At 68.5% G+C, this 10665-nt stretch carries 13 protein-coding genes; 3 read left to right on the top strand and 10 right to left on the bottom strand.

Annotation, left to right across the window (positions count from 1 at the left end; all coding sequences use genetic code 11):
• Positions 1-4: 4 nt before the first annotated feature.
• The 8 genes from ACV7NL_RS01840 to motA all read right to left on the bottom strand — a co-directional run bounded on the left by ACV7NL_RS01840 (position 5) and on the right by motA (position 6229).
• Positions 5-688 (bottom strand): response regulator transcription factor, encoded by a 684-nt coding sequence (locus tag ACV7NL_RS01840; protein WP_056484876.1) that lies wholly within the window; start codon positions 686-688, stop codon positions 5-7.
• Positions 689-931: 243 nt separating this feature from the next.
• Positions 932-1456 (bottom strand): hypothetical protein, encoded by a 525-nt coding sequence (locus tag ACV7NL_RS01835; RefSeq protein WP_463354768.1) that lies wholly within the window; start codon positions 1454-1456, stop codon positions 932-934.
• Positions 1456-2517, bottom strand: a complete 1062-nt coding sequence (gene flhB / locus ACV7NL_RS01830; RefSeq protein WP_056484874.1) for a flagellar biosynthesis protein FlhB — start codon at positions 2515-2517, stop codon at positions 1456-1458. Before flhB ends, ACV7NL_RS01835 begins: the two co-directional genes overlap by 1 nt.
• Before the next feature lie 27 nt (positions 2518-2544).
• Positions 2545-3582: a flagellar motor switch protein FliG gene (locus ACV7NL_RS01825; protein WP_056181348.1), complete on the bottom strand. Its 1038-nt coding sequence runs from the start codon at positions 3580-3582 to the stop codon at positions 2545-2547.
• A gap of 11 nt (positions 3583-3593) precedes the next feature.
• Positions 3594-3971: a flagellar motor switch protein FliN gene (gene fliN / locus ACV7NL_RS01820; RefSeq protein WP_463354767.1), complete on the bottom strand. Its 378-nt coding sequence runs from the start codon at positions 3969-3971 to the stop codon at positions 3594-3596.
• 104 nt (positions 3972-4075) lie between these two features.
• Positions 4076-4438 carry a hypothetical protein gene (locus ACV7NL_RS01815; protein WP_463354766.1) on the bottom strand — a complete coding sequence of 121 codons (363 nt, stop codon included), beginning with the start codon at positions 4436-4438 and terminating at the stop codon, positions 4076-4078.
• The gene (locus ACV7NL_RS01810; protein WP_463354765.1) at positions 4422-5354 is read right to left on the bottom strand and encodes a flagellar motor switch protein FliM; all 933 of its coding nucleotides are present in this window, start codon (positions 5352-5354) and stop codon (positions 4422-4424) included. The genes ACV7NL_RS01815 and ACV7NL_RS01810 overlap by 17 nt, the downstream gene beginning before the upstream one ends.
• 2 nt (positions 5355-5356) lie before the next feature.
• On the bottom strand, positions 5357-6229 hold the full coding sequence (gene motA / locus ACV7NL_RS01805) for a flagellar motor stator protein MotA (RefSeq protein ID WP_056181344.1): 873 nt from the start codon (positions 6227-6229) through the stop codon (positions 5357-5359).
• Between the two features lie 165 nt (positions 6230-6394).
• Between motA and ACV7NL_RS01800 the strand changes: the two genes are divergently transcribed.
• Positions 6395-6601: a DUF3606 domain-containing protein gene (locus tag ACV7NL_RS01800; protein ID WP_056181341.1), complete on the top strand. Its 207-nt coding sequence runs from the start codon at positions 6395-6397 to the stop codon at positions 6599-6601.
• Between the two features lie 17 nt (positions 6602-6618).
• Here ACV7NL_RS01800 and dut read toward each other — a convergent pair whose 3' ends face one another.
• On the bottom strand, positions 6619-7134 hold the full coding sequence (gene dut / locus ACV7NL_RS01795; RefSeq protein WP_463357036.1) for a dUTP diphosphatase: 516 nt from the start codon (positions 7132-7134) through the stop codon (positions 6619-6621).
• A gap of 44 nt (positions 7135-7178) precedes the next feature.
• The gene (locus tag ACV7NL_RS01790) at positions 7179-8066 is read right to left on the bottom strand and encodes an HpcH/HpaI aldolase/citrate lyase family protein (RefSeq protein ID WP_056181337.1); all 888 of its coding nucleotides are present in this window, start codon (positions 8064-8066) and stop codon (positions 7179-7181) included.
• 354 nt (positions 8067-8420) lie between these two features.
• Between ACV7NL_RS01790 and pstS the strand changes: the two genes are divergently transcribed.
• Positions 8421-9458, top strand: coding sequence for a phosphate ABC transporter substrate-binding protein PstS (gene pstS / locus ACV7NL_RS01785; protein WP_056484870.1), 1038 nt, complete (start codon positions 8421-8423; stop codon positions 9456-9458).
• Between the two features lie 228 nt (positions 9459-9686).
• The gene (gene pstC / locus ACV7NL_RS01780) at positions 9687-10661 is read left to right on the top strand and encodes a phosphate ABC transporter permease subunit PstC (RefSeq protein WP_056181330.1); all 975 of its coding nucleotides are present in this window, start codon (positions 9687-9689) and stop codon (positions 10659-10661) included.
• The last annotated feature ends 4 nt before the right edge of the window (positions 10662-10665 follow it).

Genomic DNA, 10665 nt, shown 5'->3' with positions numbered 1-10665 from the left:
GAGATCAGCCGACGAAGGTGTAGCCCATGAAGCGCTTGGCTTCGATCGGATCGTAGCCGAGGCGCTGGCTGAGCTTCTTGCGCAGCTTGCTGACGTGGCCCTCGATGACGCTTTCCTCGACGCCGTTGCTGTAGACGCCGTAGACGATGTTGTAGATCTGCGCCTTCGTCATGCGGCGGCCGCGATGGCGCACCAGGCATTCGAGGATGTGCCGTTCCCGGCGCGGCAGGGGCAGCACCGCGCCGTCGACCTCGGGGTCGCGGCCATCGAAATGCACCTTCAGGCGCGCGGCCTCGGGCGTCGTTTCCCGGACCGGCTGGGTCTCGGCGTTGACGCGGCGCCAGATCGCCTCCGAACGCGCCAGGATCTCGCGGATGTGGACGGGCTTCGGCAGCACGTCGTCGATGCCGGCCTCGAACAGCTGGAGGGTCTGGTCGAGCGAGCGCACATCGCTCAGCGCGATGATCGGGGCGCGCGACATCTTCCGGATCAGACCGGCGCAGCGCGCCCGGCCCTCGAAATCCCCGAGCAGGAAGCCCTGGATCGCCTCCCGGTCGACCGGCGATGAGGACTGGAACCAGTGCGTGAATTCCTGCGGATCGAGCCCGAGGGAGGAGATGCCTTCGCGATCGAAGCTGGCCTTGTATCCGGAATTTACTGATGGCCGCTCATCGACCAGGACGTACATCGACAGTCTCCGGGTCACCGTGCACGTCAATCACAGGCGAACGTGTCAACGCGCATAGGCAAGACAACTGAAAGTTCCGCCGGCGCTTAGTCAATGTAGGCGGAGACAAAGCAGGGCGGTTCGATTCGGCTATCATTCAGCAATGTCGAGCATCGACCGCGCCGTCAATGGCTGAATGAGCACACGCGAACGTGATCGAACCGCTTTGGCATACCAAATTGCCGCGCCCGAGATCGTGCCGCATCACGCCGCCGCGCGCACCAGCCTGGCATCCTCCAGGGCCGCCTTGAATTCGGCGAGGCAGAAGCCGGGTTCCTTTTTGGCGCGGATATCCTGATTGGCGCGGATGTCCTGATTGGTGCGGATGTCCTGGTCGGCGCGGATATCCCGGTCCGCGAGGATGCGCTGGATGGCGACGCCGACATAGACCCCGTCGAGGATCAGCTTGAAGAAGACCGTCACGGGTTCGGTGACGAATTCCATGTCGAGCACGACGGTGAGGGAGCGGCCCCAATCGAACTGCACGTCGGCGCCGTCCGCATAGGCGATCGTCGCTTCCTTGAAGAACGGTTCGGCCGAGGAGGCGACGAGGTCGGCGATGTTGCCGTGTCGCGCAGCCTGCACCCATCCGATCAGGATGCCGCCGTCGAGCAGGCAGAGTTCGGCGATGAAGTCGCGGATCGCGGTGGCGAAGACGCGCTCGGCATCGGCGAGCACGTCCGGCTCGTGCCAGGGCGAGGCTTCGGCGGAAAACGACGTTTCGGTCATCAGCGCGCCTTCGAGAACAGGAAGAACAGGATCTGAGCCACTGCGCTGTAGAACTCCGCGGGAATCATCTGGTCCACCTCGACACTGTCGTACAGGGACCTTGCGAGAGGCTTGTCTTCCACCACCGCGATGCCGTTCGCCTCGGCGATTTCTCGGATGCGCAGGGCGACGAGGTCCTTGCCCTTGGCCAGCACGAGGGGCGCGGGCTGCTCGTCGCGGGCATAGCGCAGCGCGATGGCGTAGTGCGTCGGGTTGGCGATCACCACGGTGGCCTGTTTGACGTTGGCGAGCATGCGCTTGCGCGAGCGATCCTGCGCCAGCGAGCGCAGCCGGCTCTTCACCAGCGGATCGCCCTCCGTCTGCTTGTGCTCGTCCTTCAGATCCTGCTTCGACATCCTGAGCGAGCGCTGCCAGCGCATCCGCGACCAGACCAGGTCGGCGGCCACGATGACGATCGTGGCGATGCACACGACCGAAATGAGCCGGATCGACACGGTCAGGATGAGATCCGGGATCTGGCTCGGGTCGGCGAACATGGCACTCACGACTTTGCCGCCCTCCGAGCGCAGGAGCAGCAGGGCAATGAGACTGACACTTAAAAATTTAAGGACCGATTTCAGGAATTCGGCCTGACCCGCCTTTCCGAAGATCCGTCCCCAGCCGGCCATCGGCGACACCCTGGACCATTGCGGGCGGATGCGTTCGAGGACGAGGCTCGGCACGTTCTGGATCAGCGCCGAGACGAGGCCGCAGCCGCCGATGACCAGTACGATCGGCACCAGGAAGCGCGCCGCCGCCAGGGCGGTGGCTTCGAGGAGGCGCGCTACGTCCTGGTTGTTCTCGAGGGCGAAGTCGCGAGGGTGGTCGAGGAACGGAGCCAGCGCCTGGATCAGGGGCGTGAGGGACTCGCGGAGACCGAAGCTGAGGGCGATGAGCAGCCCGAGAATCGAGGCGAAGATCGGCGCCTCGCGCGAGAACGGGACGTTGCCCTTCTCGACCGCCTCGCGGATCTTGCGCTCGGTCGCCGCCTCGGTCTTGCTCTCCTTGTCGTCGTCGGACATCGCATGACCGGGCCGGGACCGCTCGCCTTAGCGGACGAGGGTCTCGACCTCGCCCTCGGCGTTGATTTCGAGTTCGCCGCGCCCGGCCATCTCCAGGGCGAGATCGGTGATGCTGCGGCGCGCCTCGGTCACGTCCTTCTGGGCCGCCGGCTCGCCGCCGTTCAATTCGTGCTCGACCATGCGGCGGACGCGGGCGGAGAGCGCACTCAGGATGACGCCGCGGAACTCGGCATCGGTGCCCTTCAGGGCCAGGACGAGGCGATCGTTGGGCACCGCGTCGAACAGGGTGGTGCGGGCGCGCGGCGCCAGCTTGACGATGTCGTCGAAGGTGAACAGCAGGCCCTTGAGGATCTCGACGGATTTCGGCCGCGATTCGGACAGGCTGGACAGCACCTCGTCGATCTGGGTGCGCTCCATCTTGTTGATGATGTCGGCCATCTTGGCGTGGGTGTCCGCCCCCGCATTGCGGGCTCCGTTGGCGAGCAGGTCCTCGTTCAGGGCGCGCTCGATGGTGGCGATCACCTCGTCGCAGACCGGCTTGAAGCTCAGCATCCGCCGCATCACCGTGTTGCGGGTGGGCTGGGGCAGATGGGCCATCACCTTCGCGGCCGCCGCGGGCTTGAGGCGCGACAGGATGAGGGCCGCCGTCTGCGGATGCTCCTTGACGAGGTAGCTCGCGATCACGCCCTCGGAGACCGCCGCCATGCGTTCCCAGACCGAGCGGTCGGCATCGCCCCGGACATCGGCCAGGATGGCGGCCACCTGATCGGCGGGCATCAGGCCGGTGAGCAGCTTCTCCACCTCCGACGCGGTGCCGATCAGACGGCCGTCGGCGGAAAACTCGTGCGAGAACATCTCGACGATGTCGTCGAGCTGATGCGCGCTGACCGTGCCGAGCTGCGTCGCCGAGCGGGTGATGCGGCGGATCTCGTCCGGCTCGAAATATTTCAGCAGGCGCCCGGCCGCGGGCTTGCCCATGGCCAGGAGCAGGGCCGCGACCTCGTCCACCGGGTTGAGGGGCCGATGGGCGCCCGGGGCCCGTTGGGGGATCGGCACGCTCGCCACGGTCTTCGTCCTCAGCCGTTCTGGCCGGCGTCGGCCGGGCCGACGATCTCGGTCAGGGAGACTCCGAAGCGGGAATTGTCCTCCTCGACCACGACGATCTCGCCGCGCGCCACGACCCGACCGTTGACGGTGACGTCGACGGGTTCGCCGACCCGGTGGTCGAGGGGCACGATGGCGCCGCGCCCGAGCTTCATCAGGTTGGCCACCGGCATGGTGGCGGAGCCCAGCACGACCTGGATCAGCACGGGGATGCGCAGGATCGAATCGAGGTTGCGGCCGTCGCCGATCCGCGCGTCGTTCCCGGCCGGCACGTCGACCGACACGCTGGGGAACACCGGGGCGGTGCCGGCGGCGGCGATGTCCGCATCGTCGAAGGGGCTGTTGCTCATCATCCGCTCGTCAGGGGCTGCAATCGAAAGCCGGACAGGAGGCCGGCCGGGTGCGGAAGGGATAAGGATCGGGGAAAGTCGGTCCGCACGCAAGCGGATCGGCGTCAGGCGGTCAGTTGGTGCCGACCTGTGGCCGCCACATCGCGGCCCGGTCCTTCGCGATCCGGTCCTTCGCCACTTGGTCCTTCGCGACCCGCGATCTCGCGACGGCTGGCCTCCAGCTCGGCCAGGGTCTGGCGCGCTTCGCCGATGCGCTGGTCGAGCGCTTCGAGGATCTCGCGACCCTCGGCGCTGAAGTTGCGCACCGCCTCGCCCGCCTGGGCCAGGGCCTGACCGGACTGCGTCAGGATGCGGCCGTATTCGGCCTGCGTCCGGTCGAGGCGCTTCAGCTTGAGGTACATCGGCACCACGCAGGCGCTCGTCGCCATGAGGGCGAGGAGCAGAATGGTATCAACCCACGGGGTCATGGGGCACGCCCTCCTGGTCCTGCGTGATGGCTTCGTCGACGCGCAGCACGTAGGAGCCCTGCGCCTGGCCCATGTGGCACCAGAACAGCGCCCGGTCGTTGCCCTCGAGCTTCACCCGCGTCGACGGCGTCGCGTCGAGGCTGATGACCTGGCCGACCTTGAGGTCCGCGATCTCGCCGAGCGTGAGCGTGCGCTCCTCGAGCACCGCCCGCAGGGTGACCTCCGCCTTCTGCACCTCGGCGGCGATCTGCTGCGTCCATTTCGGGTCGCGGGCGGCCGAGTCGCCGGTCAGCACCTTGGCAAGGGCCGGCCGCATCGGGTTGATCACCGACTGGGGCAGGATCAGGAACATCTCGCCGCCGCGATTGAGCGCCTGGACCGAGAACTTGGCCTCGACGGCCTTGTTGTTGCGCCCGCCGATCACCGCGAACTCCATCCGGGTCTCGGTGCGCTCCAACCGGAACGGCGTCATCGAGACGAGGGAGAACGACGATTCGAGGGCCTTGCCGACCTGCTCCAGGATGGTCTGGGCGAGGCGGATCTCGAGGCTGGAGAACGGGCGCTCGTCCTCCACCGGCGGCTCGGCCCCATCCGCACCGAACAGAGCCTCCACCAGGGTGAAGAGGAAGTCGCGGTCGAGGCCGACCAGGATGTGGCTGTCCCATTCGGGGGCGTGGAAGATGCCCGCGATCGCGTTGTTCTCGTAGGCGTCGAGCATCTCGCCGAAGCGGCCGCTGGTGACGCCGCTGAAGGAGAAGTAGACCGGCGATGAGACGAGGGGCTTGAGGTTGTCCGAGCAGCCCGAGGTGAGCCGGTCGAACACCACGTGCAGCATCGGCATGCGGTCGAGGGAGAGCCCGCCCGCTTCGATCAGGCGGGCACGGACCTCGGCGGCGTTCCCGGTGGGGACGTTCATGCTCAGGCGGCCTCCCTCTGCGCGCCGCCGTTGACGGTGGCGTTCTCGACCTCGTCGATGGTGGGCCGGTCGCTCAGGGCGATGCCCTTGCGGCCATGCTCGACGGCGATCTGCGGCACGGCCCCGCTCATGTAGGCGATCAGGCTCTGCTTGACGATGACGTAGACGTGGTTCTGCTTCTCGCGGATGATCTTGATCTTGATGGCGAAGGGGCCGAGCACGCCGTAGGACATGAACACGCCGAAGAAGGTGCCCACCAGCGCCGCGCCGATGAGGCCGCCGAGGATCTGAGGCGACTGATCGAGGGCGCCCATCGCCTTCACGATGCCGAGCACCGCCGCCACGATGCCCAGCGCCGGCATCGCCTCGGCCACGGTGGTGACCGCGCCGTAGGGCTTGAGGCGATCCTTGCGGTAGCCGCTGATCTCCTCCTCCATCAGCGCCTCGATCTCGTGCGCGCGGGCGTTGCCGATCAGGATGAGACGGGCATAGTCGCAGATGAACAGCACGAGGTCGGCGTTCTTGGCGATGTCCGGGTAGGCCTTGAAGATCTCGGAATTGGCCGGGTCGTCGAGGTGGGGCTCGACCTCGTTGCGGGGCTTGGCCTTCAGCTCGCGCATCAGGGCGTGCAGGAGGCCCAGCAGGGCGAGGTAATCCTTGCGCTTCGGCACCTTACCGGTCAGCGCATCGAGGCTGGCCTTGCCCGAGTCGACCACCGTCTTCATCGGGTTGGCCATCACGAAGGTGCCGGCCCCCATCCCGCCGATGATGACGAATTCCCAGGGCTGCCAGAGCACGACCAGATGGCCGCCCATGGCGACGAAGCCGCCGAGCATGCAGCCGATTGCGATGACGAGGCCGATCAGAACGCCCAAGGCTCGACGCCTCCGCTGGGGATGGAAAAATCCGATGGAGCGGACCTAACCAGGATGGCTTGCGTGGGGCTGGATCGTTTCTCCCCCGAAACGCCGGGTCCGGGTGGGACCGCGCGCGGCGCCGCGCGTTGACGCTGCGCAGAGTAACCGAAGCGAGACCGCCCGATGAGCAGCACGGCCACGCCCGACAACGACCACGAGCCCGCCACCGTCAACGTCTCGGAGCCCTGGACCCTGGCCTACTGGGCCCGCCGCTTCGAGGTGCCGCGCGAGGAGGTCGAGGCGGCCGTCGCGGCGGTGGGGCACGATCCCCAGGCCGTCGCCGCGCGGCTCGGCCGGCCCTGGCCGTTCGAGGGCAGCGGCATCGTGTAAGGGCGAAGCGGCGTCCCTCAGCGGCGCCCGCTCGAGCCGAAGCCGCCGGTGCCGCGGGGGCCGGACTCGGTGAGGCGCGGAGCCGCACCGGGCCCGTCATGCCCGGTCTCGTCCCGAATCGCGAAGGTCGGCCGCGTCACGCGGGTGAAGACGAGCTGGGCGATGCGGTCGCCCGGCTCGATCCGGATGCCGGCGGCGTCCGGGCCGGGCGGATTGCGGTTCCAGGCCGAGATCATCAGCGGCCCCTCGTAGTCCGCGTCGATCACGCCCGTGCCGTTGCCGAGGACCAGGCCCTCGCGGTGGCCGAGGCCGGAGCGCGCGAAGAGGAGGCCGCACCAGCGCGGATCGCGGATCGCCAGGGAGAACCCGGCCGGGATCAGGGCCGGCGGACCCTGCGGCGCCAGGATCAGGGGCGCGTCGAGGCAGGCGTGGAGATCGAGGCCGGCGGCCTGGGCCGAGCCCCAGCGCGGAAATCCCCAGCCGGCGAGGCGGGAATCGAGCAGGCGCACGTCGACGGCGAGGTTGATGACGATGGAGAGGTTGACGGCGAGGCCCTCGGCACCGTCGGCTCCGGCGGTCACGCGGTCCGCGCCGCGATGGCGTCGGCCAGCGCGACCGTCCGGGTCGCCTCCGCGGCATGCAGGCGCTCCACCATCTTGCCGTCGAGGCCGATGACGCCGCGGTCGCGATTCTCCGGCTCGGCGAAGGCCGCCAGGATGCGTCGGGCCCAGGCGATGTCCGCCTCGCTCGGGCCGAAGGCGGCGTTGGCGGGCGCGATCTGGTCCGGGTGGATCAGCATCTTGCCGTCGAAGCCGCAATCGCGCCCCTGCGCGCATTCGGACGCGAAGCCCGCCGCATCGCGAAACTCGTTGTAGATCCCGTCGATCACGTCGATCTCGTAGGCGCGGGCGGCGGCGATCACGCTCATCAGCCACGGCATCAGGGCCGGCCGGCCCGGCACGCCGAGGCGCAGGCGGCTGGCCTTGGCCAGATCGTTCGGCCCGACCATCAGGCAGGCGAGGCGGGTGTCGACGTCGCGGGCCGAACTCGCGATGTCGGCGAGATGCAGGATCGCCATCGGGCTCTCGATCATCGCCCAGGTGCGGGTCCGGTCCGGTGCGCCGAGGCGGCGCAGGCGCGAGCCCACGGCCACCAGGGCATCGGCGCCCGTCACCTTCGGTACCACGATCGCGTCGGGGCCGGCGGGCGCGATGGCGGCGAGGTCGGCCTCGCCATAGGGCGTGTCGAGGGCGTTGATCCGCACCACGACCTCGCGCCGGCCGAAGCCCCGCTCCGCCACCGCGCGGGCGACGGCCTCGCGCGTCGCCGCCCGCGTCTCCGGCGCGACCCCGTCCTCCAGGTCGATCATCACCACGTCGGTCGGGAGCGTGCGGGCCTTCTCCAGCAGACGGGGATTCGAGCCCGGCATCGCGAGGACGCTGCGGCGAGGGCGGATCTCGGTCATGGCGCATCCCTTCGACGATGGTGCGGGGTCGGGCGCGACGTCACCGGACCCGGCGGCGATGCCGGCCTGTCACGAAGCCCCCTCGGCACCGACTCACCCTGGGAGCCGGCGATACCGGTCCCGCGACAGGGTTTCAAGGCATCGACCCCATGCGCGGCCCGGCACCGCTCCGGGCCGGCCTCGACCAGTCAATCCCGCAGATTGTAATGCGCCACACCACCGCCGAGGCGTGTGTCATGAGACTGTCGCGCAATCGTCATACCGCCTTGGCCCAACGCACCGTATGGCGCGGTGCACACCGGACGACGCGCTGCGGCATGTGATCCGGTGCGCACTCCTCCAGGAGATCCTTCGATGAAGTTCACTACCCTTGCCACCCTCGTGGGACTTGGCCTTGCCTCCCTCGCACCGGCCCAGGCCGCCGAGATCACGGGAGCGGGCGCGACCTTCCCGTTCCCGATCTATTCGAAGTGGGCCGAAGCCTACCGCAAGGAGAGCGGTCTCGGCCTCAACTACCAGTCGATCGGCTCCGGCGGCGGCATCAAGCAGATCCAGGCCAAGACCGTCGATTTCGGCGCTTCCGACGCGCCGCTGAAGGGCCCCGCCCTGGAGAAGGACGGCCTCGTCCAGTTCCCGACCGTCATGGGCGGCGTCGTCACCGTGGTGAACATCCCGGGCGTCGAGCCGGGCAAGCTCAAGCTCACCGGCGACGTCATCGCCGACATCTATGCCGGCAAGATCGCCAAGTGGTCGGATGCCCGCATCGCCAAGCTGAATGAGGGCCTGAAGCTGCCCGATTCCAACATCACCCCGGTCTACCGCTCGGATGCCTCCGGCACGACCAACATCTTCACCACCTACCTGTCCCAGGTCTCCGAGCCCTGGAAGAAGGATTACGGTTCGGCCACCACCATCAGCTGGCCCGTGGGCCAGGGCGGCAAGGGCAACGAGGGCGTCACCGCCACCGTCAAGCAGGTCCCGAACGCCATCGGCTACGTCGAGTCGGCCTACGCCAAGCAGAACAAGCTCAGCTACGCTCTGATCCAGAACAAGGCCGGCAAGTTCCCGCAGCCCGACGACAAGGCCTTCCAGGCCGCCGCCGCCAGCGCCGATTGGAAAGCCGCCCCCGGCTTCGGCATCTCGCTGACCAACGAGCCCGGCGACGATGCCTGGCCGATCACCGCCGCGACCTTCATCCTCGTCCACAAGGACCCGACCGACCCGGCCCGCACGGCCGAAGTCCTGAAGTTCTTCGACTGGGCCTACAAGAATGGCGACAAGCTCGCGGTCGACCTCGACTACGTGCCGCTGCCCGACGCCGTCGTGAGCCAGATCCACGACGCGTGGAAGGAGATCAAGGGCAAGGACGGCAAGCCCGTCTTCAACATGTGAGCCGAAACCCTCGCGGGCTCCGGCCCGCGAGCCCCGCGGGGGCGAGCCACCCCGCGCGGCCAGCGAGCCCCGCGGGGCGAGCCACCTCGCGCAAGCGTGCCAGACCGGCCCGGCGTCACGACGCCGGGTTCGGCCGGCGCACCCCCCCTGGCAACGATCCGGTGATCCCCTCTCGCGCCGACGCCCGGCGCAGGGTAGGACGCCGCCCGGTGAAGAGAAGACACTCGGATGGCCGCCTTGACTGACCAGATCGCCCTGACGCGGGACCGCGCCTCGGTCCGCAAGAAGCCCGGCGGCCTCGGCGACAGCCTGTTCCGCACGGCCTCCTACGGCTCGGCCCTCCTGGTGCTCCTCTTCCTGGCCGGCATCCTGGGCTCCATCGCCTACGGCGCCTGGCCGGCCTTCAACGAGTTCGGCTTCGGCTTCATCACCTCCAGCACCTGGAATATCGGGCAGGAGCAGTACGGCGCCCTGGTGGCCATCGTGGGCACCCTGGCCTCGGCGGTCCTCGCCCTGCTGATCGGCGTGCCGCTGTCGCTCGGCATCGCGGTCTACCTGACCCAGCTTTGCCCCGGCTGGGCCCGCAAGCCGGTCTCGATGACCATCGAGCTTCTCGCCTCGGTGCCGAGCATCATCTACGGCATGTGGGGCCTGTTCGTGTTCGCCCCCCTGTTCGCCCGCTTCGTGCAGGTGCCGGTCTCGAACCTGGTCGAGGGGATGCCCATCGTCGGCACCCTGTTCTACGCCCGCGTGCCCTCCGGCGTCGGCATCCTCACCGCCGGCATCATCCTCGCCATCATGATCGTGCCCTTCGTGGCCTCGATCACCCGCGACATGCTCGACCAGATCCCGACCGTGCTGCGCGAGAGCGCCTACGGCATCGGCTGCACCACCTGGGAGGTGGTGCGCCACGTGCTGGTGCCGCAGGCCTCGGTCTCGATCATCGGCGCGATCATGCTCGGCCTCGGCCGGGCGCTCGGCGAGACCATGGCGGTGACCTTCGTCATCGGCAACGCCAACCGGCTCTCGGGTTCGGTCTTCGATCCGGGCTCCACCATCGCGTCGCGCATCGCCAACGAGTTCAACGAGGCCGACGGCCTGCAGCTGAACTCCCTGATGGCGCTGGGCTGCATCCTCTTCGTGATCACCTTCTTCGTCCTGATCATCGCCCGCATCCTCACCCGCCGCGCCAAGGTCGCCTGAAGCC

The sequence above is a fragment of the Methylobacterium sp. Ger2507 genome, assembly GCF_055231875.1.
This window is presented reverse-complemented; position numbering and strand designations above follow the sequence as displayed.